The sequence below is a fragment of the Bifidobacterium tibiigranuli genome (assembly GCF_022655035.1).
Taxonomy (GTDB): Bacteria; Actinomycetota; Actinomycetes; order Actinomycetales; family Bifidobacteriaceae; genus Bifidobacterium; species Bifidobacterium tibiigranuli_A.
The window spans coordinates 136,560-162,232 of record NZ_JALCUA010000002.1 but is presented as its reverse complement, the minus strand read 5'-3'; the positions used below and the strand labels follow the sequence as shown (position 1 = coordinate 162,232).

17 protein-coding genes and 1 pseudogene are annotated in these 25,673 nt (G+C 61.4%); 6 read left to right on the top strand and 12 right to left on the bottom strand.

Annotation, left to right across the window (positions count from 1 at the left end):
* Positions 1-133: 133 nt before the first annotated feature.
* The 10 genes from LKK40_RS03280 to uvrA all read right to left on the bottom strand — a co-directional run bounded on the left by LKK40_RS03280 (position 134) and on the right by uvrA (position 13,724).
* The gene (locus LKK40_RS03280; protein ID WP_304309189.1) at positions 134-934 is read right to left on the bottom strand and encodes an alpha/beta fold hydrolase; all 801 of its coding nucleotides are present in this window, start codon (positions 932-934) and stop codon (positions 134-136) included.
* A 70-nt stretch (positions 935-1,004) separates the two neighbouring features.
* Positions 1,005-1,850 (bottom strand): HAD family hydrolase, encoded by an 846-nt coding sequence (locus tag LKK40_RS03275; protein WP_304309187.1) that lies wholly within the window; start codon positions 1,848-1,850, stop codon positions 1,005-1,007.
* Positions 1,851-2,026: 176 nt separating this feature from the next.
* Positions 2,027-2,275: a preprotein translocase subunit SecG gene (gene secG / locus LKK40_RS03270; RefSeq protein WP_304309507.1), complete on the bottom strand. Its 249-nt coding sequence runs from the start codon at positions 2,273-2,275 to the stop codon at positions 2,027-2,029.
* A gap of 116 nt (positions 2,276-2,391) precedes the next feature.
* On the bottom strand, positions 2,392-3,219 hold the full coding sequence (tpiA, locus tag LKK40_RS03265; protein WP_304309185.1) for a triose-phosphate isomerase: 828 nt from the start codon (positions 3,217-3,219) through the stop codon (positions 2,392-2,394).
* 171 nt (positions 3,220-3,390) lie between these two features.
* Positions 3,391-4,596 (bottom strand): phosphoglycerate kinase, encoded by a 1,206-nt coding sequence (locus LKK40_RS03260; protein ID WP_304309183.1) that lies wholly within the window; start codon positions 4,594-4,596, stop codon positions 3,391-3,393.
* A gap of 209 nt (positions 4,597-4,805) precedes the next feature.
* Positions 4,806-5,750 (bottom strand): DNA-binding protein WhiA, encoded by a 945-nt coding sequence (whiA, locus tag LKK40_RS03255; RefSeq protein WP_304309181.1) that lies wholly within the window; start codon positions 5,748-5,750, stop codon positions 4,806-4,808.
* A gap of 175 nt (positions 5,751-5,925) precedes the next feature.
* Positions 5,926-6,999: an RNase adapter RapZ gene (rapZ, locus tag LKK40_RS03250; RefSeq protein ID WP_304309178.1), complete on the bottom strand. Its 1,074-nt coding sequence runs from the start codon at positions 6,997-6,999 to the stop codon at positions 5,926-5,928.
* Entirely contained in the window at positions 6,993-8,132 is a 1,140-nt protein-coding gene (locus LKK40_RS03245) for a shikimate dehydrogenase family protein (protein WP_304309176.1), read from the bottom strand. Before LKK40_RS03245 ends, rapZ begins: the two co-directional genes overlap by 7 nt.
* 86 nt (positions 8,133-8,218) lie before the next feature.
* Positions 8,219-10,684, bottom strand: a complete 2,466-nt coding sequence (uvrC, locus tag LKK40_RS03240) for an excinuclease ABC subunit UvrC (RefSeq protein ID WP_434734988.1) — start codon at positions 10,682-10,684, stop codon at positions 8,219-8,221.
* Between the two features lie 40 nt (positions 10,685-10,724).
* Positions 10,725-13,724 carry an excinuclease ABC subunit UvrA gene (uvrA, locus tag LKK40_RS03235; RefSeq protein ID WP_304309172.1) on the bottom strand — a complete coding sequence of 1,000 codons (3,000 nt, stop codon included), beginning with the start codon at positions 13,722-13,724 and terminating at the stop codon, positions 10,725-10,727.
* 339 nt (positions 13,725-14,063) lie between these two features.
* On the opposite strand from uvrA, the gene LKK40_RS03230 reads away from it, so the two are divergent.
* From LKK40_RS03230 to LKK40_RS03210, 5 genes are all read left to right on the top strand, one after another.
* Positions 14,064-14,933, top strand: coding sequence for a hypothetical protein (locus tag LKK40_RS03230; protein WP_304309170.1), 870 nt, complete (start codon positions 14,064-14,066; stop codon positions 14,931-14,933).
* A 304-nt stretch (positions 14,934-15,237) separates the two neighbouring features.
* Positions 15,238-16,839, top strand: coding sequence for an ABC-F family ATP-binding cassette domain-containing protein (locus tag LKK40_RS03225; protein ID WP_304309169.1), 1,602 nt, complete (start codon positions 15,238-15,240; stop codon positions 16,837-16,839).
* Positions 16,840-17,105: 266 nt separating this feature from the next.
* Positions 17,106-18,989 (top strand): bifunctional ADP-dependent NAD(P)H-hydrate dehydratase/NAD(P)H-hydrate epimerase, encoded by a 1,884-nt coding sequence (locus tag LKK40_RS03220; RefSeq protein WP_304309167.1) that lies wholly within the window; start codon positions 17,106-17,108, stop codon positions 18,987-18,989.
* 93 nt (positions 18,990-19,082) lie between these two features.
* Positions 19,083-19,754, top strand: coding sequence for an HAD family hydrolase (locus LKK40_RS03215; protein WP_304309165.1), 672 nt, complete (start codon positions 19,083-19,085; stop codon positions 19,752-19,754).
* Between the two features lie 176 nt (positions 19,755-19,930).
* Positions 19,931-20,857, top strand: a complete 927-nt coding sequence (locus LKK40_RS03210; protein ID WP_273220652.1) for a LysR family transcriptional regulator — start codon at positions 19,931-19,933, stop codon at positions 20,855-20,857.
* 40 nt (positions 20,858-20,897) lie between these two features.
* Here LKK40_RS03210 and LKK40_RS03205 read toward each other — a convergent pair.
* Positions 20,898-21,950: pseudogene (locus tag LKK40_RS03205) on the bottom strand (DMT family transporter).
* A 930-nt stretch (positions 21,951-22,880) separates the two neighbouring features.
* Positions 22,881-23,666, bottom strand: a complete 786-nt coding sequence (locus LKK40_RS03200; RefSeq protein WP_152579759.1) for an acetoin reductase — start codon at positions 23,664-23,666, stop codon at positions 22,881-22,883.
* A 404-nt stretch (positions 23,667-24,070) separates the two neighbouring features.
* Here LKK40_RS03200 and LKK40_RS03195 point away from each other — a divergent pair, with 404 nt between their 5' ends.
* Positions 24,071-25,558 (top strand): amino acid permease, encoded by a 1,488-nt coding sequence (locus LKK40_RS03195; protein WP_304309506.1) that lies wholly within the window; start codon positions 24,071-24,073, stop codon positions 25,556-25,558.
* Positions 25,559-25,673: the final 115 nt, after the last annotated feature.

Below are 25,673 nucleotides of genomic sequence, written 5' to 3'. Positions count from 1 at the left end.
TGCATGTGGTGCACTTGATGCACTGATGAAGTAGCGGCCTGAATCTCACGATTCGGCTCAATATCAGAGAAGCCCTCCCGATCACACTGATCGGGAGGGCTTCTTCGATACTCCACGCTTCACGCACCCCACATCACGCCGGCAACAGACCTGCCCAGTCGCGCAGCGCTTCGCGCACGATGTCAGGCTGGTCGATATGCACGTTATGGCCGGCGTCATCCACCACGGTGTAAACGGCGTTGAGATAATGCGGCAGCAGGTCGCGCTGATCCTCATAGCCGACGATCTGATCCTGCCTGCCGCAAATAATGGCGACAGGCCCTGCGAACACGCCGATTCGCTCCTCAGGGTTCGCATCGAGTCGATAACTGGCATTAAGCCGCATCGTCGCCTCGCGGTCGCACAACCGGGTGCCGGGCAGAATAAAGCGCTGGTAACGCCGCCAGGCTTCGAAGGACTGATTGACGCCCATCTGCAGAAAATCAAAGGACTGCGACTCCGGCAAGGTTTCCGTCAACGCTTCATTAGGATTGTTGACCGTATGCTCAGCAACCTTGCGATGAGCCCGCACCGGATCGACCACAGGGGCGATCAGTGCCATGCCGGCAAGATGCTCCGGGCGAACGCCGAGCAGATCGCGCACCAGCGCCCCGCCCATTGAATTGCCGACCAGCGCATAGTCCTGCTCGCCAACAAGCGCAGCCACCGTGCCGCGCAGCCAGTCGGAGAGATCCTGCAAGCCACCCGGCTCAGGCAGCGCCTGCGTCTTTCCGAAGCCCGGCAGATCGATGTAGATGCGTTTCGTGCCCTCGGGGAACGCATCATCGAGCATCATCATCGAACGATGATCGATGCCCATGCCGTGCGCGAAAACAATCGGGAATCCTTCGCCACGGACGACCGAAAATGGCTCAGGCTGAATTTCGCTGCTCATATGGCTTCACCATCCTTGTGCTGTCAGTGTGCCAACAACGCTGTCAGTGTGCCAACAACACAGTGCATGTTCACGCAATCAGCTGCTCCACCCACTGCGCCACGCCGTCCTCGTTGTTCGCCGGGCATACCTCGTCGGCGATGCCCAGCACGCGAGGATTCGCATTGGCCACGGCCACGCCGGTGCCGGAGCTTTTCAGCATGTCGATATCGATGAGATCATCGCCGAAGGAGGCCGTCTCCCCCAGCCCGATTCCAAGTCGCTCACACACAGTGCGCAGCGAGGATTCCTTGTTGGCCAGCGGATTCATCAGCATCCACATGGTTCCTTCGGATATGCTCACCTTGAAATCAGGCGGTATCAGACTCGCAAGCTGTGCGCGTTGCTCAGGCTGCGGCATGACGAAAATCTTGTCGGCTTGTCCCGTGGGCACATCGGTGAAATCAGTGATCCGATATTCCTGCGTCTTCCACAGCACGCTGACATCGAAATTGGTGTACCGCACATCGTTCATCACGATGCCGAGCTGCAGACCAGGCATCGCATCGAGCAGCATGAGGCATGTCTCGCATGCACGCTGCGAGGAGAACCCGATGCGCTGCAAATGCCCGTCAGTCGGCATCTCGCCAGAAGTAAGCGTGCTGAAATCCGAGTGTGCGGGATCCGTATCAATCAATGCGCCATTGAGATAGACGCATGCGTCAACCGGCAGCCGTTGTGCGAAATGCAGCCCCGTGCTGACCGGTCGGGCGGTCGATATGGCGAATTTCAACCCCTGCTCGTGCGCCTTCACCAGCGCGTCGACGGAGCGCTGCGAGAGGAAACGCTCTTCGAAGGTCGGCGCGTCATGCAGCAGCGTGCCGTCAAGATCGGCGACAATCAGCCTGGTGGACAGTGGAACGGAGGTTACGCTCATATCGGATTCCTTAGCGGTTGAGGCGGGATAGGGAATAGGTCAATCTAGCACTTTGTAAGGCCAACAGTACGAATTTCAATGCTGTGAATTTCGTATCAGTAAATTTCACCGACGCGAAGGGCCTCATAACCGTAGCGATCATGAGGCCCTTTATCGTCCGTATCAGACGACAATCATCAAACGAGGTTGAACTTCGACATCAGCCCGAGTGCGATTGCAATCGCCACCCACAGCAGAGCGATGATGACGGTCCACCGGTTCAGGTTCTTCTCCGCCACGCCCGAGGTGCCGGCGTTCTGCGTCAGCCCGCCGCCGAACATATCGGACAGGCCGCCGCCTTTGCCCCTGTGCATCAGAATCAGCAGCGTGAGCAGAACGCTGAAAACGACAAGAATGATTTCCAAGACAAGCTTGACGATGGCCATAGCGGACACAGGTGAACCTCCATATATACGAATGCTTGTTTAAGGATAGCGCAAGGTGGTGAACAAATGGCGTATTCTCGCCGCGAACGCAAGTTCGCATGCTCAGCGAGTCGATTTCACCGTTGCTTCACGGCTGATTTCCCAACTGACTTCCCGACAGATTTCACAATGAGCCTGGCGATGCGCGACAGCTCCTCGACATCCAGCGATGCGCCGCCGATAAGGAAGCCATCCACATCGGCCTCTCCGATAAGCTCTGCGGCGTTGCCGGAGGTGACCGACCCGCCGTACAGGATGCGCACGCCCTCGGCCACTTGCGCGCCGAAGGTCTCACGCAGATCGTCCCGGATGGCCTTGGCGGCGTCCTGGGCGGTCTGTGGCGTGGCGACCATGCCGGTGCCGATGGCCCACACCGGCTCGTAGGCGACGATGAGTCTGGCAGCCTCGGCGTCGGACAGATCGCGAGTGACGTCATGCACCTGGCCGACGGCGAATTCGAGCTGGATGCCCTGGCGGCGCTCCTCGAAGCTCTCCCCCACGCACAGGATCGGCTGCATGCCTGCGGTCAGCACGGCGCGCACCTGGTCGACGATGTTGGCATCATCCTCGGGATGGTATTTGCGCCGTTCCGAATGCCCTACGATCACATAGCGACAGCCGAGCCGTGCAAGCATGTCGGCGGAGACGTCGCCGGTGAAGGCTCCCTGCGTGGTGACGGAGACGGATTGCGCCCCGTAATGCATGGAAAGCTTGTCGGCTTCGACAAGCACCTGGACGCTGCGCAGCGAGGTGAAGGGCGGCATCAGGGCGATTTCGCAGCGTCGGTAGTCGAATCGCGCATCGCGCAGGAGCCATGCCAGCTTCTGCACAAAGTAGGTGGCCTCCAGATGATCGAAGTTCATCTTCCAGTTACCCGCCACCAGAGGAATGCGTGTCGCCGCCATCCGCCATCCTTTCTCATGCCTGTGCGCGTTCGCGTTCATGCGGGATGTCGCCGCGTGAATTCGCCCGGCTCCACATCGCGCCGCACAGACAAACGCGAGGCCGATTATAGCATTGCGGGCATATCCTTACCAAGGATATGCCCGCAACGAATACGTTTTCCCGCAGGAGAACTACTCAAGCACCTTCAGGCCCGGCAGTTCCTTGCCCTCAAGGAACTCGAGGGAGGCGCCGCCGCCAGTGGAGATATGCGAGAAGCCGCTCTCCGGGAAGTTCAGATTGCGCACTGCGGAAGCCGAGTCGCCGCCGCCCACGATGGTGAAGGCACCGGCCGCAGTCGCATCCACCAGCGCCTGCGCGATGGCGCGGGTGCCCTCGGCGAACTGCGGAACCTCGAACACGCCCATCGGGCCGTTCCACACGACCGTCTTGGAGTCGACGACCTTGTCGTGGAAGAGCTTGGCCGAATCCGGGCCGATGTCCAGGCCCATCTTGTCGGCCGGAATGGCGTCAGCCGGAACGACCTCGGGGTTGATCGGGGTATCGCCCGCCGGGAAGCCGGCGTTGACGACGATATCAGTCGGCAGCACGAGTTCGACGCCGTTCTTCTCGGCGGTCTCTATGTAGCTCTTGACCTTGTCGATCTGGTCCTCTTCGAGCAGCGATTCGCCGACCTCATAGCCCTTGGCCTTCAGGAAGGTGTAGACCATGCCGCCGCCGATGATGAGGCGATTGGCCTTGGACAGCAGGTTCTCGATCACGCCGAGCTTGTCGGAGACCTTGGATCCGCCGAGAATCACGGTCAGCGGGCGCTCGGGGTTGTCGGTGGCCTTGGACAGCGCGGTGACTTCCTTCTCGACCAGCAGGCCGGCTGCAGCCGGCAGATCGGTGGCCACATCGTAGTTGGAGCCCTGCGCGCGGTGCACGACGCCGAAGCCATCGGAAACGAAGACGTCGCCCAGCGCGGCGATCTTCTTGGCATAGGCCGAGCGCTCGGCTGCGTCCTTGCTGGTCTCCTCCGGGTTGAAGCGCACGTTTTCGAGCAGCACGACGTCGCCGTCCTTCAAGGCTGCGACCTTGGCCTGCGCGTCTTCGCCGTAGGTGTCGGAAGCCAGGGTGACATCGGTGCCCAGCAGTTCGCCCAGCCGCTTGGCCACAGGAGCCAGCGACAGCTCGGGAACGACCTTGCCCTTCGGGCGGCCCAGATGCGCCATGAGAATCACCTTGGCACCTTCGCCACGCAGTGCGTTGATCGTCGGCAGCGCGGCGCGGATACGGCCGTCGTCGGTGATGGTAGTGCCCTTGAGCGGGACATTGAAATCAGCGCGGACAAGGACGCGCTTGCCACTGAGATCTCCAAGATCCTTGAGAGTCTTCATGAATATCCTTTCCTAACCGCCTTGCCGCCCCCGCATTGGACGCGACTGAAGCGGGAAGAGTCTGACGTGATGTACGCCACACTTATGATACCGTCAGCAATAAACAAAGCGTCGTGCTCGCCCAATGCGAACACGACGCTTTCATTGTATGCCTTGTATGCCCTTTAGGCCTGGCTATTCTTCGGCCAAGCCTTGCCGGCCTAGCCAAGTCAGCTCTGCCGGCGTGCCTTCTCGGTCTTGTCGGCAAGCTGCAGCAGACGGCGGATACGGCCTGCTATCGCGTCCTTGGTGATTGGCGGCTCGGCCAGCCGGCCCAGCTCCTCAAGGCTGGCGTCAGCGTGATCCAGGCGCAGACGGCCAGCGACCTTGAGATTCTCCGGCATGTCGTCGCCGAGAATCTCGAAGGCGCGGCGCACCTTCTCGCTGGCCTCGGCTGCGGCCTTCGCGCTGCGGCGCATGTTGGCGTCATCGAAGTTGGCCAGGCGGTTCGCCTTGCCCCGTGCCTCGCCGTCTGAGCGCTTCCCAGTCCATTCGCGGGCGGAATGCGGTGCACCCATGAGGATGAGCATGCGTTCGATCGCATCGGGGTCGCGCAGCGTGACACGCTCCGAGCTGCGCAGCTGCCGGGCCTTCGCACTAATGCCAAGCCGCCGTGCAGCGCCTTGCAGCGCCAACGCGGTCTCATGCGAGGGGCAGATGATTTCCAGGTAGCTGGCCTTGCCCGGGTCGGAGATGGCTCCCCGCGCCAGGAACGCCCCGCGCCATGCCGCCTTGATCTGGGCGATATTGCCGCCCACGATATCGGCCGACAGGCCCTTGACCAGACGCATGCGACGATCGAGCAGGCCAGCCTGCAGCGCCAGCGCCGTCGCGCCGCGTTCCACAAGCAGGTCGTAGCGCTGCACCGTGCCGTTCGGCGTCTGCCGCGTGATGCGGCTTACCGTCGCCTCCTTCTGGAAGTACGCGGCGATAGTGCCCTGCAGCCAGGTTGCGGCCTGCAGCGAATCGAACTGGGCGCAAATCACGGCCTGATTGTTCATCGGACGCAAGCCGCCGCCAAAGCGCATCATCGTAGAGGCCTGCGCCATTTTCGCAGCAGGCGAATCGTTTTCTATTGCGGCGAGTTCGCCTTTGACATCGTCAAGAAGAGCCAAGAATCGACCTCCTACTTCCCGTTCCTTGATGCTGATAAGGCATGTCAACGGGTGATATTCCCGCAACGCCACGGCTATCTGTGTTACCTAACGACTTGGACAAAAGTGCCCTTGCGTCATTAAATTTGAGATGGAAAATCTCACGATATGGATATTTGCATAACGGCGCGCGCATTTATGCCTCACCGAGTTTCCGCTGACGCCGATGCAGTTCACGCGCCGAAACCGTCACGGACAGGCCATGTACACGTAGGCGCTGGGCCAAGGCGGCGCTCATCGCCACCGAACGGTGTTGCCCGCCCGTACAGCCCACGGCGATGGTCACGTAATGCTTGTCTTCCTTCGCATAGCCTTCGATAGCGGTCATCACGGCCTTCTCGTAGGCGTCGAGGAATTCGCCTGCGCCGTCGCTGGACAGCACGTAGTCGCTCACCGGCCGGTCCTGGCCGGTCAGTTCGCGCAGGCTCGGCACCCAGTAGGGGTTCGGCAGGAAGCGCACATCGGCGACGAAGTCCGCGTCGAGCGGAATGCCGTATTTGAAGCCGAAGCTGAAGATGTGCACGGAAACCGTGGACGCCCCGGAGCCCAGCAACGCCTCGTAGAGCTTCGTGGAAAGCTGGTGGATGCTCAAGCTGGACGTATCGATGACGGTGTCGGCGCGTTCCTTGAGGTTGGACAGCAGCTCGCGCTCCTCGTGGATGCCGTCGATCAGCCGGTTGCCGTGCTGCAGCGGGTGCGGCCGCCGCACGGATTCATAGCGCTTGATAAGCACTTCGTCGCTCGCGTCGAGGAACAGGATCCTGGTCTTGACGCCCAGATCGTCAAGGTGGCCGAGCACCACCGACAGATCGTCGAAATAGCTGCGCGAACGCACGTCGATGACGGCGGCGAGCTTGTGGACCTTCGAGGCAGAGGCGGTCATCATATCGACCAGCGGCACCAACAGCTTCGGCGGCATATTGTCGACCACATACCAGCCCATATCCTCGACGCAATCAGCGGCATGCGACCGGCCTGCGCCGCTCATGCCGGTGATGAGCAGCACCTCGAACTCGTTCGCAGGCTTCGGCTCGCCTGCTGCAGCCGCTGATGCGGAATCTGCCGACCCCTGCTCCTGCTGCGACTTCGCCGACGAGTTAGCGTCGCCGGATGCAGCACCGTCAGTCCCGTCAGCTACGCCAGCCGCCCTGTCTTCGAATGCTCTGTCCTCGAATGAGTTCTCCTCGGATGCGTTTGCCTCGCTCACCATGCCTCCTGTAATGCGTCTCTCATCGCCTGCTCCAACCGTACATCGTCCATGTCACCGGCTGCTACGCTCTGCTCAGCTGGTGAATCCCCCAAGGCGTCCCTACCCCCCGCAGCCCTCGTTGCCCGCTCAGCGACGCGGTACCTGCTCGCGTCGCGACCGGTCATCAGGCACACCTGCACAATCGCCTGATACAGCAGCATCTCCTCGCCGCCGATTACGGTGCCTCCGGCCTGCGACCACGCGCGTTGCAGCGCGCTGGGACGTGGGTCGTAGGCGACATCGAGCAAGGTGCCATGGACAGTGCCATGAACGGAGCCATGGACAGCGTCTAATGCAAGCTTTGCGTGCACCAACTGCGCGATGCCGTCGGCAGCATGCGCCGGCAAGGTGCTGATCACGATGTCGGCATCGCTCATGCGCTCGACGGCTGTATCCAAATCGTCGCCCTCCATAGCGAGCCGCTGCACGCTGACGGCATCTGCATAACGCTCGGCGAACCGCGTAATGCCGGGGTTCGCATCGGGGTGCCGGGCCACAACGGCGATTCTCGCGCCTGCTGTCATCACCACGCATGCGGCAAGCGCGGACAGCGCGGTGTTACCATTGCCCAGAATCACGACATTCGCCGGCTTGCCGTTGCCTGGCAGCGAACCAGCGGCCGTCGTCTCCCACGCATGGCGGAAGGCAAGCACAATGCCATCGACATCGGTGTTGTACAGCGCAATATCGCGCACGGCAGCATTGTACGGAACCGTGCTGTGCGCAACCGTGCTGTCCGCAGCAACGTGCGATGCGTCGTGCACGCCCGATTCACTGCGGAACACCGCCGTGTTGGCGAGACCGAGTTCCCGGCTCCACTGGTCCTGAGGCGTGCCATAGGCCATCACGGTTTTTTTCAACGGCATGGTCAGGCTCAGGCCGGCCCACGTACCGTCCAGCGATGTGAGAAAACCCTCGAACTCCTCTTCGCCGACTTCCTCGCGGCTGTACTCCCAGCCATCAAGATTCAGCGCTCGGTATGCCGCGTTGTGTAGCACCGGCGACAACGAGTGCGCGATGGGCTTGCCCAGCACCGCGCAGCGACGCTTCGGCGCAGACTGCTCTGCGCGGTCTGCATGGTCTGCACGGTTCATGCGATTCCCCTCTCGTGATGACGCGACGCTGACATGAATGCCTCCCTCGCTGAAATCTTATGCTAGCCGAAGCCCGGCGACGAGAGTCATGAGCCATCCTTGTGCAAGGCGTTGTAGATGGTCTCGGCCTTCGCCTTGCCGACGCCTTTGACTGCCATCAGATCCTCGAGTGAGGCCTGCCGCATCGCCCTGACTGATCCGAAGGCGTTGAGAAGCCGCTTCTGGTAGGCTTCGCCGACGCCCGGAATATCGTCCAGCGCCGAGCGCAAAGCGCCCTTGCGCCGCGTCTGGCGGTGGTAGGTGATGGCGAAACGGTGCGATTCGTCGCGCACGCGCTGCAGCAGATACATGCCTTCGGACTGGCGCTTGAGAATGATCGGATAGTCGTCGTCCGGCACCCAGACCTCTTCCAGCCGCTTCGCCAGACCGCATACGGCCACATCGTCCACGCCGGAGTCTCGCAGTGCCTTGGCCGCCGCCATGACCTGCGGTTTGCCGCCGTCGACGACGATCAGGTTCGGTTTATAGGCGAAGTGATGGCGTTCGGCGTTCTGCTGCACGATTGGCTCGTCGGCTGTGGCAGCATCTGCGGCTGCGGCTGTATTCGCAGGTGCGTCAGCAGCGGATGTAACGGATGCAGCGGATGCAGCCGCAATGTCGGTAACATTGGAGTCACTGGCGTTTTCTTCTTTCGTATCCGCGCCCTCAGCCAAGCCATGCTCCGTAGCTTTGCGAATGCGCTGCTCGCTTTCGAGATCTTCGCCTGAGTCACCGGCGATGTTGCCATGCTTGAAGCGCCTGGTAAGCGTCTCGTAGACGGCGCTCAAGTCGTCAAGAGCGCCTTTGCCGTCGTCGCCGCGTATCGCGAATCGTCGGTATTCCGACTTCTTCGCAATGGCATCCTCGAATACCACCATCGAAGCGACCTGGAAGATGCCGCCGATGGTGTTGGAGATGTCATATCCCTCGATGCGCAGTGGGGCTTGCTTGAGGCCCAGCGCCTTGGCGACGTCATTCATCGCCTGGGTGCGGGCGCCCATGTCGCTGATGCGGCTGAGCTTGCTGCGCTGCAGCGCCTGCTTGGCGTTGTCGTTGGCGCGCTCCATAAGCGCTTTCTTCTCGCCGCGCGCAGGAACGTGAATCGTCACTGCGGAGCCGCGCAACTGGCTGAGCCAGGTTTCCAACTCGGCACGGCGCGCGGGCTCGATCGGCACGATGATTTCGCGTGGTATCGGGGCGATTGGCGCCAGCAGATCGGCCCGTCCGGTCTGCTCCTGACGCTCTCGTCGTTCGCGTGTTGCCTGGGCGCGAGACAGCGCATCGGTGGCGGTGACGGTTTGCGTGGAGCCAAGGGCATTGCGCTGCGCGCGAATATGCACCGACGCATGGCTAGGCTGCGCCGCATCGGGCGTATCTTGCGACTCGACGCCACCTTCCGTCGTGCTGCTGACTCTCGTCTCGCCGCTGGTATCGAAGTTCGAGATTTCTCGTGCTTCGTGCTCCGATCCATGCTGTGTTTCATGCTGTGTTTCAGCGCTGTCAGCTGTCGCGATATCCGAATACACCTGCACGATGAGGTCCGAAATCAGCTCGGTATCGCTGACGTCTTCAACGCGCTCCACGCTCCAATTGCGTTCGCCTCGTATCGAGCCGGAGCGCACGAAGAATGCGTGCACCGAGGCTTCAAGTTCGTCGGATTCCAAGCCGAACACATCCGCGTCGACATCCTGGCTGAACACGACGGCGTTCTGCTCGCCGACGGTCTGCAGCATCTGAATCTGGTCGCGCAGCCGTGCGGCCCGTTCGAATTCCATGTCGGCGCTGGCCTGTTTCATCTCGCGGGTCAGCGAGCTGATATAGCTCTTGCCGAAACGTCCGGTGAGCACGCCGACAAGCCGCTCGCAGTCGCGCCGATGCTCATCCAGACCAATCCGGCCCACGCAGGGCGCGGAGCATTTACCAATGGAGGCAAGCAGGCACGGCCGCCCGGTCATCTGCGCCCGATGAAACACGGCGGGTGAGCAGGTGCGCACCGGGAAGGTCTTGAGCAGCTTGTCGAGCGAGTGCCGCAGATCCCATACCTTCGCGTACGGGCCGAAATACCGTGTGTCCTTGCGTTTGCGGTTGCGCGTCACCCAGACGCGGGGCACGTCCTCGCCCACCGAAACCGCCAGATACGGGTAGGTCTTGTCGTCGCGGAACACCACGTTGAAGCGCGGATCGAATTCCTTGATCCACGTGTATTCCAGCGTCAGCGCCTCAAGCTCGGTGCCGACCACGGTCCATTCCAGGCTTCTGGCGGTGAGCACCATCGTCTGCGTGCGCGGGTGCAGCTGGCTGAGCGGCTGGAAGTAGTTGGTCAATCGGTTGCGCAGATTCTTGGCCTTGCCGACGTAGATCACGCGGCCTTCGCCGTCGCGCCATTTGTAGACGCCCGGCTCGGCCGGGATATCGCCGGTCTTGGGGCGAAACAGGTCACGCGAGTCGCCCAGCCGCTTGGCGGTCGTGCTGGCCGTTCTGCGCCATTCGTCCGGGCTGTGCCTCTCGATGATTCCTGTCATAGCCTTCCCTCTGATGCAGCGTCGGGCTTCGTCATGCCAGCATCGGCTTGAGGAAGCGCCCCGTCCAGCTTTCCTCGCATTGGGCGACCTGCTCCGGCGTGCCTTCGGCCACGATGGTGCCGCCGCCATCGCCGCCTTCCGGGCCGAGATCGATAAGCCAGTCAGCGGATTTGACGACATCGAGGTTGTGCTCGATGACAATCACCGTGTTGCCCTTATCGACCAGACCATCCAACACGAGCAGCAGCTTGCGCACGTCCTCGAAGTGCAGACCGGTGGTCGGCTCGTCCAGAATATAGACGGTGCTGCCGGTCGAGCGGCGCTGCAGCTCGGTGGCGAGCTTGACGCGCTGCGATTCGCCGCCGGACAGGGTCGGCGCTGGCTGCCCGAGACGGATATAGCCCAGCCCCACCTGCACCAAGGTGTCAAGATACCGGGCGATGGAGGGATAAGCCTTGAAGAACTGCGCGGCCTCCTCGATCGGCATGTTGAGCACATCGGCGACGGTTTTGCCGTTGTAAGTGACTTCGAGCGTCTCGCGGTTGTAGCGCTTGCCGTGGCATTCCTCGCATTCCACGTAGACGTCCGGCAGGAAGTTCATCTCGATTTTGAGCGTGCCATCGCCATGGCAGGCTTCGCAGCGCCCGCCCTTGACGTTGAAGGAGAATCGTCCGGGGCCGTAGCCGCGCACCTGCGCCTCCGGCGTCTTGGCGAAGAGCGTGCGAATCTTGTCCCACACGCCGGTGTAGGTCGCCGGATTGGAGCGGGGCGTTCTGCCGATGGGGTTCTGGTCGACGTGAATCACCTTGTCGCACTGGTCCACGCCTTCGATGCGGGTGTGCTTGCCCGGCACGATGCGCGCGCCGTTAAGCTTGTCGGCCAGCACCGGGTAGAGAATCGAGTTGACCAGCGTGGACTTGCCCGAGCCGGAGACGCCGGTGACGCAGGTCATGACGCCTACGGGGAAGTTCACGGTCAGGTTGCGCAGATTGTTCTCGCGCGCGCCCACGACCTTGAGCTGCTTGGTCTTGCGCACCTTGCGGCGCCTCGCGGGCACGGCGATGCTGCGCCGGCCGGCCAGATAGTCCCCTGTCACCGAACGCGAGGCTTCAACGAGGTGCTTCGAAGGTCCGGAGTAGATGACTTCTCCCCCATGCTCGCCGGCCCCCGGGCCGATATCGACCAGCCAATCGGCCTTCTCAATGGTTTCCTGATCATGCTCGACCACGATCAGCGTATTGCCCAGGTCGCGCAGATGATGCAGCGTGGAAATCAGTCGTTCGTTGTCACGCTGGTGCAGGCCAATCGACGGCTCATCAAGCACATACATGACGCCCACCAGCCCCGAGCCGATCTGCGTAGCTAGGCGAATGCGCTGCGCCTCGCCGCCGGACAGGGTTTTGGCAGCGCGCGACAGGGTCAGGTAATTCAGCCCGACATCGTTGAGGAAGCCCAGTCGGGCGCGAATCTCCTTGAGCACCTCACCGGCGATCTTCGCGGCAGAACCAGTCAGCTTCAGCTCGTTGACCCAGGCGAGAGCATGCTCCACGGGCATATCGCAGACATCCGCGATGGACTGGTCGTTGACCGTGACCGCCAGCACCTCGGGGCGCAGCCGCTTGCCGTGACAGGCCTGGCACGGCACTTCGCGCATATACGATTCGTAGTACTGCTTCATCTGATCCGAATCGGTCTCGTCATGCCGGCGCATCAATGTGCGCACCACGCCTTCGAAGCCGGTCGAATACTCGCGCATGCGGCCCCACCGGTTGCGATAGGACACGTTGACTTTGAAATCATGACCGTACATGATGGAATGGCGCACGTCCTCGGGCAGCTTCTTCCACGGGGTATCGAGGCTGAAGCCCATCTCTTCGCCCAAGCCTTCGAGCACATGGCGGTAGTATTCGCCGGTGCCCTTGGTCATGCCCCACGGCTCGATGGCGCCTTCACTCAGGGTTTTGTCTGGATCTGGAATCACCAGCTCCGGGTCGATTTCGAGGTTGAAGCCGATGCCGGTGCATTCCGGGCATGCGCCGTACGGTGCGTTGAATGAGAAAGTGCGCGGCTCAATCTCGTCGAGGTCGAGCTGGTGGCCGTTCGGGCAGGCGCGCTTCTCGGAGAAGGGCCGGCGACGGTTTGGGTCCTTGGCGTCAAGATCCACGAAGTCGATGATGACGATGCCTTTGGCCAGTTTGAGCGCGGTCTCTATGGAATCCGTGAGTCGCTGCCGTATGCCGTCCTTGATGACCAAGCGGTCCACGACGACCTCGATCGTGTGCTTTTTCTGCTTGGTGAGCTTGATGTCGTCGGAGAGTTGGCGCATCTCGCCGTCGATGAGCGCGCGCGAGTAGCCGTCGCCGCGCAGCAGCTCAAGCAGATCCTCGAATTCGCCCTTGCGCCCGCGCACGACCGGCGCAAGTATCTGGAAGCGCGTGCGCTCAGCATAGGTAAGCAAGGTATCGACCATCTGCTGCGGCGTCTGGGCGCTGACGAGTTCGCCGCACACCGGGCAGTGCGGGATGCCTGTGCGGGCGAACAGCAGACGCAGATAATCGTAGATCTCGGTGATGGTGCCGACGGTGGAGCGCGGGTTGCGGTTCGTGGTCTTCTGATCGATGGAGACGGCGGGGCTCAGCCCTTCGATGAAGTCCACATCGGGCTTGTCCATCTGGCCGAGGAACTGACGGGCGTAGGCGCTGAGCGACTCGACATAGCGCCGCTGGCCTTCGGCGAACAGGGTGTCAAAGGCCAGCGAGGACTTGCCCGAGCCTGACAGCCCGGTGAACACGACCATACGGTTGCGCGGTATCGCCAGATCGACATTGCGCAGGTTATGCTCGCGAGCGCCTTGGATGGTGATCTTCAAATCACTGGGAATATGCGAAATATCCGCTACCAGCGAACCATCCGAGCCTTTCAGACGCGCCTTCGCCAGCTCCCTCGAAAGGAACGATTCGCTGTCCAGAACGCGTTCCGCGGCCGCGTCGTGCTGCGCCAGGGCGCTGTGCGCTGCCGAATGAGAAGCCACTGTTTGAGAAGACACCGAATACCTCCAATAAGCCGTTCGTGATTCCACCCAAGAATACCGCATGTTCAGACTATTTTCGAACATGTGTTCGACTTTCGACACGCGGCTCTTCATCCTAGGCACATTGCGCTGGAATCGGCACCGCATCCGATGCATGCGGCCGATATATACTTGCATACAGGTTGTCCAACCGTTTCGCGCGCCGGAACTCGGCATTGCGACCAGGTATGGTAATCCGGCAGGCATGAGGTTTTCGGATATGCCGAATCCGGGCACACAGCACAACCACAGCACAGCATGGTCCGCATATAACGGTCCAGACACGTCAGGGAGAGGTACATGACAACGCCCGACAATTCCAATACCACGACACCCGCCAACGCAGGAGTTTCTGCGAAGCCATCCGGCAGCGGCTCCAATGACGGGGCCGCGCAGCCGTGGATGCATACCGAGGCAATTATTCTTTGGGCGTCATGGGCGGCAATGCTGGTCTTTAACGCCTTCGCCGAACTTGGCAAGCTGGGCGGCGTCACCACGGAGGAAGTCTCCAATGAGGCCACAACCTGGTTCATGCCGGCGGGGTACGCATTCACGATCTGGGTGGTGATCTACATCGCGCTCGCACTCTGGGTGGTGATTCTGAGCCGCGACAAGGGCCGCGAACGCCTCGGCCCGCTGCCGATAACCACGCGCGGGGCGCTGTTCGTCGTCACCTGCGCGCTGAATATCGCATGGCTTGCCGTCTGGCATAGCCGCCAGCTCCTCGCCAGCATCATCCTGATCGCGCTGCTGCTGATCGCCGTCTGGACGCTGTGCGCGATGAGCCGAGGTCAGGAGCATAACCTGTTGGATTGGGTGCCGCTGTCGCTGTACGGCTCATGGCTCGCCGTGGCGACCATCGCGAATATCATGCACGTCGTCTCGCGCTATTTCGACCCCAAGGGCAGCAATATAATCGTGCAGTCCATCTCGACGCTCGCGCTGCTGGTGCTGCTGGTCGCCATATCCGTGTTCATGAACGCCCGCATGCATGATTGGGTGTGCGGAGTAGTCGTCATCTGGTCGACGGTGGCCATCGGCGTGCACCTCATGGACACGTCGAGGTTCTTCGCCGTGGTGCTGATTGTATTCGCCACGCTGAGCGCAATCGTCATCTATCTTCCGTGGCGGCGTCTGCTGCCGCAGCAACAGCAAGATCAAGCAGCTTAAGCAGCTTAGGCAGACGAAAAATCGCCGGATTGCTGGGCGAATCAGCGCATTTCGGAGTTCGGAGCACGCCGAACCGCCCAGCTTTTGCATGCGCCCGGCCATCCGCAACGCCGTACATCGATACCCCCTCGCTATGATGATGCTCCGTTGGATAACGACTATACGGATGACAATCACGTGATAGGCAGTCGGTTGAATCAGTTGATAGGCAATCAGCTGATGGAGCAGGTTGCGGCTGACGGCCGCAGCGACAGTCGCGGAACAGTTCATCGAAAGCTGCACGAAGAAAGACGGTAGGTAGGCCATGGCGATTGAGGCACAGGGACTTGAGATTCAGATCGGCGCGCGCACGCTGCTCCATCCCACCGACTTCCATGTGGCCAAAGGCGACAAGATTGGTCTGGTCGGCCGCAACGGCGCCGGCAAGACGACGCTGACCAGAGTCATAACCGGCGACATGCTCCCCGCAGCGGGCAAGGTGCGCATCAGCGGCAAGCTGGGCTATCTGCCGCAGGACACCCACGCCGCAGACCCGCAGCAGACCGCGCTCGACCGGCTGATGAGCGCCCGCGATATCGCCGCGATCATCACCCGGCTGCGCAAATCGGAGAAGGATATGACCAATCCCGACCCCGATATCATGACGAAGGCCATGGATCGCTACGACAAGGCCATGCAGGACTTCGAAAAGGCCGGCGGCTATGCGGCGCAGTCCGAGGCCATCGCCATGGCCGACAGCCTGGGGCTGCCGCAGGAGACGATGGAGCAGCCGCTGGGCACGCTTTCCGGCGGTCAGCGCCGCCGCATCGAACTGGCGCGCATCCTGTTCTCGGACGCCGACACCATGATTCTGGACGAACCGACCAACCATTTGGACGCCGATTCGATCGAGTGGCTGCGCAGCTATCTCAAGCGCTTCGAGGGCGGCTTCCTTGTCATTTCCCACTCCACCGAGCTGCTGGACGAAGTCGTGAACAAGGTCTGGCATCTCGACGCGCAGACGGGGCAGATCGACATGTATGCGCTGGGCTGGAAGGCCTACCTGCATCAGCGCGTGGTCGACGAGGAGCGCCGCCGCCGCGAGCGCGAAGTCGCCGAGAAGAAGGCCGACCGCCTCATGAAGCAGGGCATCAGGCTGCACGCCAAGGCCACCAGGGCCGTCGCCGCGCAGAACATGATGCGCCGAGCCGAGCGTCTGCTCTCGCAGACCAGCGAGGCTGAGACGCAGGAGAAGGTGGCGGATATCCGCTTCCCAGAGCCAGCGCCTTGCGGCCGTACGCCGATCACCGCCAAGGAGATCTCCAAGGCCTACGGCTCGAATATCGTCTTCGCTGGCATCGACCTGGCCATCGACAAGGGCTCGCGCGTGGTCATCCTGGGCTACAACGGCGCAGGCAAGACCACGACGCTGCGCCTGCTGGCCGGCGAGGAGCAGCCTGATACGGGCGAAGTCATCTACGGCCATGGCTGCAAGATCGGCTACTTCGCGCAGGAGCACGATACGCTCGATCTCGACTCGTCGGTGCTTGAGAACCTGCAGCATGTGGCTCCTGAGCTTGACGATACGCATGCCCGCTCGATTCTGGGCAGCTTCCTGTTCTCCGGCGATGACGCAATGAAGCCGGCAAGCGTGCTTTCCGGCGGCGAGAAGACGCGTCTGGCGCTGGCGACGCTGGTGACTTCGAAGGCCAACGTGCTGCTGCTTGATGAGCCGACCAACAATCTCGACCCCGTCTCGCGCGATGAGATTCTCAAGGCCATCGCCAAGTACGAGGGAGCGATCATCCTGGTCACCCACGACGAGGGCGCAGTGCAGGCGCTCAACCCCGAGCGCGTGCTGCTCATGCCCGATGGCGATGAAGACCTGTGGAACGACACGTATTTGGACCTGGTCGCCGAGGAGTAGACCGAGTCTGACCACACATCGGCCAGCCTCGCTGTTCCTTGCCCTCGTCCTAGCTCTTGTTCCCACCTCGCCTTCACCACGGCTCTGCCCCACCCTGCCCGGCCCCATCGTCAGCGTACGTTTCCTGTCATGATGACGGGACTCGTACCGGAAAACGTACACTGAGCTGCGGTTATCGTACGTTTTCCAACATGAACTATTGATTGGCGACCTAGGCCAGGGACTACAGTTGGTGGCGTAAGCAACCGCTGCAATCGGGAGGTCGTATGGAACGCCATGCTGAGGATTCGGAACGTCTGACCACTCTGCTGCACACCGCCTATGCCGTGCCGACCATCCGGGCGATGGAGCGGCCGCTGCTTGAGCGAGATGTGCCCTTGATGCGCATGGCGGCAAGCGCCGCAGCCACTATGGCTTTGCAGCTGCTCGCCGATGCCGACTTGGACATCGCGCAATCGCAGGTGATTCTGCTCGCCGGTGCCGGCGACAATGGCGGGGACGGCTTGTATGCGGCCGCCGAGCTGGTCCGCGATGGCGCTGCCGTCACGGCCATAGCCGTGGGCCGTTCGCTGCACGAGGAAGCCTTCGCCGCCTTTGTACAGGCAGGCGGCAAGGTGCTGGTGCTCGACCCGCAGTCCGACATTCCCGGATGCGCTTCGGGATTCAGCGCGGGCGAGGCGGGCGAACGGCTTCACACAGCCATTATGCTGGCCTCGCAGGCCGACCTGCTGCTTGATGCAATGACCGGCATCGGCATCAAGGGCGCGTTGCGCGGCATTCCCTCGACTCTCGCGAAGTCGCTGGGCCTTGATGGGAAGCCGCCCGCCGGCCCAGCGATTCACGATCCGCAGGCCGCATACGACCGCGATACGCCCTTGGTGCTTGCCATCGATACGCCATCCGGCATCGGCGTGGACGATGGCTCGCTGCCCGGCCCGTACATTCCGGCGGATGCGACGGCGATGTTCGGCGCGATGAAGCCCTGCGCGATGCTGCCGCCCGCCGCATACGCGTGCGGCGCGGTCACGCTGGTCGATTTCGACTTCGACTTCGACGAACAGCAGCCTGCAATCGAGGCGATCGATGACGAGCTGGCGCGTCAGTCCATTCGGCTCCCCCATCTGGATGATGCCAAGTACTCGCGCGGCGTTGTCGGGCTGATCACCGGCTCCACGCGCTTCCCGGGCGCGGCAGTACTGGGCACGGCGGCGGCAGCCCGTACAAACGCCGGCATGATTCGCTACTTGGGACCGCAGCGCGCCCAGGATATGGTGCTGAACGCCGTGCCCGAGGCCGTGATTGGCAAGGGGCGCGTGCAGTCATGGGTCGTCGGGTCGGGCGTGCCCAGCGCGGATGCGGACGAGACCGGCATCGACGCGCAGCGCAGCACGATAGCCGCCCTGCTCGCCCACTATTCGACAGGTGACGCGCTGAACGACGACGATGCCGAGCCGGGTTCGCCAGCCTCTGGGGACGCTGGGGACATTGGGAACGTCATAGATGCTGCGGATGATATCAACGCCGCAGCAGCCGCACCGCAGGATGGGCCAAGCGCCATCGAGGCCTACGATATGCCGGCGATATGCATCGATGCCGGCGCGCTCGATCTGCTGCCCGCCCATGTGCCGCCGCAGGTAGTCATCACCCCGCATGCGGGCGAGTTGGCCGATCTGCTTGCCGATTTCGGTGAGGACATCGACCGCGCCCAGGTGCAGGCCGAGCCGTGGCATTGGGCGCAGCGGGCGCATGAGGTCACCGGTGCGACCGTGCTGCTCAAAGGCGCTGTCACCATTGTGGTCGGCGACGATGGCGATGGCGGCACACGCACGCTGGTTTCCGGCTCAGCGCCCGCTTGGCTCGCCACCGCTGGGGCTGGCGACGTGCTGGCGGGCATTATGGGCGCGCTGCTCGCCCAGCAGGATGGACTGTTGCAGCAGGATGCTGCACTGAGCATTGAAGTGGCCGCTTCGGCCGCCTATCTGCACGGCATGGCAGCCGGAATCGCCGCGGACAGCGATCAGCAGGGCTGGCAGCCACCGCAGGTGTTCGGCATGCCGCCCGTCGTCGCCGAGGATAATGCCGGACACCCGATTGTCGCTTCGGACGTCGTTCGTACGATCGGTGAAGCCATCGAAGACCTGTTGTCCTGAGCCATATCCGCGAATGCCCTCGCCGTACCCATGCGTTACGCTGGTGCACGCGAGCATTGCGCCCAGCAACGCCATCAGAAATGGAGCAGAACGATGACCGACACGCCTCAGACGGCCGATGAGATGACCACCGATAGCGCGGACAGCACAATCACCGATGTGATATTCGACTTCTGCGGTGTGCTCATCGACTGGCAGTGCCGGGCGTGCCTCGAAGGTCATTTCCCCGATGATCTGGTAGACGAGATCTGCGCCGACGACGACCCATATGGCTTCTACCGCTACGAGGATCATATGGATTCGGGCGAGGAGTTCGCCGATCTCATCGTGCAGTATCGCGAGGAATTCGGCGACGACATGGCGAAAGTCTTTACGTATTACATTGCGCATTACGCCGACTCGCTGCCCCGCATGGTTCCTGGCATGGAAGAGCTGCTCACCGACCTGCGCGACGCAGGCATCGGCGCATGGGGGCTGACCAACTGGTCGCATGAGACTTTCCACACGGCCTTTGACCGTTTCCCGCAGCTCGAAGCCGCACTTGGCGGCACTGTGGTCTCCGGCTTCGAACGCAAACGCAAGCCGAATGCCGACATCTACGAACTGACGATGCAGCGATTCGGCTTGCAGGCCGCGCATTGCGTCTTCTTCGACGACACCGCCCGCAACGTCAACGGGGCCAACGCCGTCGGCATTCACGGACTGCCCTTCACCGACGCGGATACGGCCCGGCGCGACCTGCAACGTCTTGGCGTACGAATCTAATAAACTAGACCGTCGCCAAAGACAGTCGAAACCGGCCAAGGTCTGTCCAAGCAGCGTATAACCTTCGATTACAAGCCACATTGCGCGGCCATATTGACGCAGTTTGGCACCGTCCCGAAGCCACATGTCGTTATAAGTAGCCTTTACGTATACCCTCGATGCTATACAAGATATTTATGACTCTGCTCCAACTCAAGTACATCGTCAAGATAGTCGAATGCGGCTCCATGAACGAGGCCTCGCACGAGCTCTATGTGTCGCAGCCGGCCCTGAGCTCCTCGGTGAAGGAACTGGAGAACGAGCTTCATATCGAGATCTTCACCCGCTCCTCGCAGGGCATCGCGCTGACTGTCGACGGCGCGGAATTCCTCACCTATGCCCGGCAAGTGCTTGACCAGGCCGCGCTGCTCGAAGAGCGCTACAAGAACGCAAAGCCGCGCAAGCAGCTGTGCGCCGTCTCCACGCAGCACTACATGTTCGCCGTGGAAGCCTTCGTGGAGATGATCAATTCGACCAAATCCGACGAATACGAGTTCACGATTCGCGAGACCCGAACGAAAGACATCATCACGCAGGTTGCGAACATGCTTTCCGAAATCGGCATACTGTACCTCTCGGACTTCAACAAGGACGTGATTGGCAAGCTGCTGCGTGAGAAGCATCTCGAATTCCACCCGCTCTTCCGCGCGCCGCTGCACGTATTCATCGCCCGCAGCAATCCGCTTGCCGCGAAGCGCAAACTGACGATGGACGATCTCAAGCCCTATCCCTTCATCCAGTACGAGCAGGGCGAGGATGGCAGCTTCTACTTTGCCGAGGAGGCTGTCTGGCCGGAGTACTCCCCCAAGCAGATCAACGTGACCGACCGGGCGACGATCCTCAACTTCATCATCGGGCTCAACGGCTACACAGTGTGCACCGGCATTGACAACGGCGATCTCAACAATGAGAAGATCGTCACCGTGCCGCTCGAATCTGATGAGACCATGCTGCTCGGCTGGATCAGCAACGAACGCGCCAAACTCTCCCATGCCGCCGAGACCTACCTCGCCAAACTTCGCGAAGTCGTCGCCACGCACGGCTACACGCTTATCGACGCATAGCAACAGCTCGACACGTAGAACCGCACATCCCTCTACATCCTCACCCAAGCCGCATCAATGCGGCTCCGGCAATCAGCACAACCACACCACATACTTGGATCGCCTTGACTGGTCGGCAGGCGGCTCCAAGCACACCGAACTGGTCCACGACCAGACTGCCGCCAAGCTGCCCCAGCAGAACCACGACGACGGTAAGCCCCGTGCCCAGCAGCGGGGCGAGCATCGCGTTGCCGTAGACGAAGGTCGCACCCAGCGCACCGCCTATCTAATGCCACCATTTCACCGGTTGTTTCACCAGCGGCTTTGGTGCTGTATTCTCGCCGCTAGCCGCGTCAGCCATGCCATTTGCGCCAGTTGCACCAACCGCGCCAACCGCCGCAGGACGCCGGGCCGAACGCTGCAGCGTCTCAACCAACACCGCCACTGCGAGTATCACCAAGCCGACGAGGAAGGACACCAGCGACGCAGCAATCGCGGAATGCATATGAACGCCGAGGGTCCCGTTAACCGAAGTCTGCATCGCGCTGAGCGTTCCCATGCCCAGCCCGGCAAGACGCCATATCCAGCGCCCTGCACCGGCCCGCCCATGCAGTTCGCGCCCCTGAGAGACATCGGTCGCCGGCTGATCGCTGTGAATACGCCGGTACAGCACGTCAGGCCCGGCCACGACAAGCAGCATGCCTGCGATGGCCAGGCACGTGCCTGTCGCCCGGGACCAGGACCACGGCCGGACCTGCGCATCGAACCAGCCGCAGGAATCAATGACATCGGCGGCGAGAATCTGCCCCAGAATCGGCATCACCACCGTTTGCACGCTGCCGAGCCTGGGGAACAGCACGATGTTCCCTGTGAGAAACACGACTCCGCACGCTCCGCCCAACCAGATCCACCACGGCTGCTGCGCAATGAAGCTCCGCGATATAGGCCAGCCCGCATCGCTCGCCATCACTGCGACAATCAGGCATGCCGTGCCGACGCCGAAGGACGCCAGCGAGGCGCGCAACGGCGAATGCAGCAGCCAGCGCAGGCGCGTGTTGATGACGGTCTGCAGTGGAAGAAGCGCTCCGATCAGCACAGCAAAGAGCAAGGGCATGCGCGACTCCGATCATTGGGGAAATGTTCTGTGGAAAGTGTTCCGTGGAAAGTGTTCCGTAATTTGTTCCGGCAATCATTCTATGACTCCGGCTCCCCTTACAGCCCAAATGCATACGAAAAATGCCTCTGATCGGATTGCGAGACATATCGATTGTCTCGTAGGCTCTACAAAATCTGCAAGGTCCGCAAAGCCTACAAGCCTACAAAATCCACAACGTCCGCCACGGAACCCGCAGCAGCAGCCGCAGCACTCGCGCAGCACGCTATCGTCTGCGAGGAACCCGCCCGGGCAGTATCATTGCGCCAAGTATGCCGCCAACCGCAAGAGCCACAAGAACCCCCATCCCGACGTGAATCATGTCAGCGCCCGTCAAAAACGCGCATGCAATCATACCGACGATGACACCAATAACCGCGAGAATGTGAAATGCCGTCCACGCCACCGATTGTGCTTCTGTCCCCTCGTCCATGCTCTCTTGCTCCCCTCGTCAGCCATACGTCCTGTCTGACAGTCAGTTCCTGCTCTCGATTCCACGTTATCTGAATCGCACTGAGCAATCCCTCAGTATTGAGCAGTTTTCATCTGTGGTTCGCCGAAGATTCATCTTGCGCTAAGAGTTATGGACGCTCTGCATTAGGGAGTTACGCGTCATAGGTCAGCATGCGCTGCGCATCCATGAGGTGCGCGAGCAGAGACACACAAACAGAGGCACTGAATACGGCAAAGGCCCCGCCGTGAACACGGCGAGGCCTTTGCATAATTATTATCTATATTATCTACCGATTACTGCCTACTGTCTGCCGCCGATTGCGCTGCCTGCGCACGCCGCCAACCGCATGCATGGGGTCGTATCGGCAAAGCCTTGGTGCGGCGTCGTTGCGGCAACCACAACACGCAAAACGGCGAAATGCAGCAATCAGGCGATGATCAGATGAACTGGATGCCGCCGTCGATCTGCACCGCCTGGCCGGTCATGTAATCGGAGCCGGTCGAAGCAAGATAGGACACGTAGTTGGCTACATCCTCCGGCGTCTCCACGCGGCCCAGGGTGATCGACTGCGCGTACTGCTTGAGGTACTGGCCCTTCTCGCCGCCGTTGAGCTCGACCATCTTGTCGTCGATCAAATCCCACATGGCGGTGCCGACGATGCCCGGGCAGTAGGCATTGACCGTGATATGGTCGCGCCCCAGCTCCTTCGCCGCCGCCTGAGTCAGGCCGCGCACTGCGAACTTGGTCGCCGAGTATGCGCCAAGCAGATCGAAGGCGATATGGCCGGCGATGCTGGAAGCGTTGATGATCTTGCGGATGTGCTCGCCGTCATCCTGCTTGCGGAACTGCTCTGCCGCTGCCTGAATGCCGTAGAGGTCGCCGTAGACGTTGATGCTGAAGATCTTCTCGATGTCCTCGGGAGTCTCGTCCTGCAGCAGCTTGATCTGCGCGATGCCCGCATTGTTGATGTAGGTGTCCAGCCGGCCGAACTCGTCGACTGCCTTTTGCACGAACTTCTCGTGGTCTGCCTTCTTGGAGACGTCGCCTGCGACGCTGACCGCCTTGAAGCCCTTGCTGACGAGTTCCTGCGCTGTCGCCTCAGAGGTGCCCGGGTCCAGATCCGCGATGACCACGGCGTATCCGTCCTTCGCCAGACGCTCCGCGATGCCCTTGCCGATGCCGCGACCGCTGCCCGTGATAACTGCAACTCTTTGATCAGCCATATGAACCACTCCATTCATGTGCTTGTGTGCTATGTGCTACTTTGCCGAGTCACATTCGCTGTGACTCAAGGCAACTGTAACACTCCAAGGAATTATCATGATTCATTATCAACAGCAATATGTGTAAGCATTATCACAGTATTGGCAGTGTCGCGGCGTTGGCAACATCGCGCCCGCACCAATATTCCATCATCGCAGCACCGATGCTCGCACCGAGCCACGCGCTCGATCCAGTTCAGCTCGACACGTGAGCACCATGTGGATAGGATACGAGAGGCTACTTCGTCCACGTATATGTTCCGATGCGTTTGACAGCGCCCACGAAGCGGCAGACCTCACTCACGATAAGGGGAAAAGCAGGAATGGAAGAGAATTCGCAGCTGAATTCCGATCTCGGCTCGTCGATGACCGCCGAGAATAACGGCAAGGATTCCAGCGCAACGCCGACGCTGCGCCCGTCATTGAAGAATCGGCATATCCAGCTCATCGCGCTGGGAGGAGCCATCGGCACCGGCCTGTTCTATGGTTCCAGCGAGTCCATCATGCTCGCCGGCCCGAGCGTCCTGCTCGCCTATTTCGCTGGCGGGCTCGCCATCTTCATGATCGTCAGGGCCTTAAGCGAGATGTCGGTCGAGGATCCGAAAGCCGGGGCGTTCAGCTACTACGCGACGAGATACTGGTCGAAGCGCGCCGGATTCGTGTCGGGCTGGAACTACTGGTTCAATTACGTGCTGGTGTCGATGGTCGAGCTGTCGGTCGTCGGCTCGTTCGTCAACTACTGGTTCCCGGCCATCCCCCAGTGGGTGTCCGCTGCGGTCTTTCTCGTGGCGATCACCGTGCTGAATCTGCTCGGCGTGGCGAAGTTCGGCGAATTCGAGTTCTGGTTCGCGCTGATCAAAATCGTGGCGGTCGTCGCGATGATTCTGGGCGGGCTGGCGGTTCTGCTGATGCATCTGCCGACTGCCTCCGGCATCCCCGCATCGTTCTCGAACTGGTTCTCGCTGAAAGGCGGATTCCTGCCGCACGGGCTGATGACGCATGCATCTGGCAGTCACTCTGGTGGACAGTGGACCGGCCTGCTCATGGCGCTGTGCGTAGTGATGTTCAGCTTCGGCGGCACCGAACTGATCGGCATCACCGCAGGCGAGACCGCCGACCCGCGGCACACCATACCGAAGGCCACGAACGGCGTCATCTGGCGGATTCTCGTGTTCTACATCGCAGCCTTGGGCATCATCATGGCGGTGGTGCCATGGAACACCATCGACGGCACTTCCAGCCCCTTCGTGCAGATCTTCGACTCCGTCGGCGTGCACGCGGCGGCCGGAATCCTCAATTTCGTATGCCTCACCGCCGTGATGAGCGTCTACAATTCCGGGCTGTACGCGAATTCGCGCATGCTCTACTCGTTGTCCAGGCAGGGCAACGCGCCCAAATACCTCGGCAAGCTCAATAGGAACGGCGTGCCGATTGCCGGCGTGCTCACTTCGGCCACCGTCACCGCGCTGGCCGTGGTCGTGGTGTTCCTATGGCCGCAATTCGCCTTCAACTACCTGATGAGCATCGCCACCATCGCCGGCATGATCAACTGGGCAATCATCATGATCACCGAGCATCATTTCCGCCGCTGTGTCGCTGCGGGCAAAGGGCCGGGGGCATTGGCGGGCAAGACAGGCCGAAAGGCGCTCGATCAACTGCAATTCACGCTGCCATTCGCCAGCGTCACGCCCTGGGCAGTGCTCGCTTTCCTCGCCGCCGTAGTCGTGCTCATGTGCTTCTCGCCCGGCTACGTAGTCGCCGTCATCGTCGGCCCCATCTGGATCGCCGCGCTGCTGGCCGCCTATCAGGTGCTTGTGCGGCGGCGTAGGGATAGTGAAGACGTTTCAGTCTAGCCGAAACAGACAAAATCAGCTCACGAATTGTAGTGGCGGACTGGGTGCGATGCGCGTGAGCTATGCTCGGCACGTAACCCGACAGGCCCCATTGCAAATTGAACTCTCACAACCA

Coding starts and splice junctions, on each gene's coding strand:
- LKK40_RS03280 (WP_304309189.1), bottom strand. CDS start 934: ATGAGCAGCGAAATTCAGCCTGAGCCATTTTCGGTCGTCCGTGGCGAA.
- LKK40_RS03275 (WP_304309187.1), bottom strand. CDS start 1,850: ATGAGCGTAACCTCCGTTCCACTGTCCACCAGGCTGATTGTCGCCGAT.
- secG (WP_304309507.1), bottom strand. CDS start 2,275: ATGGCCATCGTCAAGCTTGTCTTGGAAATCATTCTTGTCGTTTTCAGC.
- tpiA (WP_304309185.1), bottom strand. CDS start 3,219: ATGGCGGCGACACGCATTCCTCTGGTGGCGGGTAACTGGAAGATGAAC.
- LKK40_RS03260 (WP_304309183.1), bottom strand. CDS start 4,596: ATGAAGACTCTCAAGGATCTTGGAGATCTCAGTGGCAAGCGCGTCCTT.
- rapZ (WP_304309178.1), bottom strand. CDS start 6,999: ATGGTGAGCGAGGCAAACGCATCCGAGGAGAACTCATTCGAGGACAGA.
- LKK40_RS03245 (WP_304309176.1), bottom strand. CDS start 8,132: ATGAACCGTGCAGACCATGCAGACCGCGCAGAGCAGTCTGCGCCGAAG.
- LKK40_RS03230 (WP_304309170.1), top strand. CDS start 14,064: ATGACAACGCCCGACAATTCCAATACCACGACACCCGCCAACGCAGGA.
- LKK40_RS03225 (WP_304309169.1), top strand. CDS start 15,238: ATGGCGATTGAGGCACAGGGACTTGAGATTCAGATCGGCGCGCGCACG.
- LKK40_RS03220 (WP_304309167.1), top strand. CDS start 17,106: ATGGAACGCCATGCTGAGGATTCGGAACGTCTGACCACTCTGCTGCAC.
- LKK40_RS03215 (WP_304309165.1), top strand. CDS start 19,083: ATGACCGACACGCCTCAGACGGCCGATGAGATGACCACCGATAGCGCG.
- LKK40_RS03210 (WP_273220652.1), top strand. CDS start 19,931: ATGACTCTGCTCCAACTCAAGTACATCGTCAAGATAGTCGAATGCGGC.
- LKK40_RS03200 (WP_152579759.1), bottom strand. CDS start 23,666: ATGGCTGATCAAAGAGTTGCAGTTATCACGGGCAGCGGTCGCGGCATC.
- LKK40_RS03195 (WP_304309506.1), top strand. CDS start 24,071: ATGACCGCCGAGAATAACGGCAAGGATTCCAGCGCAACGCCGACGCTG.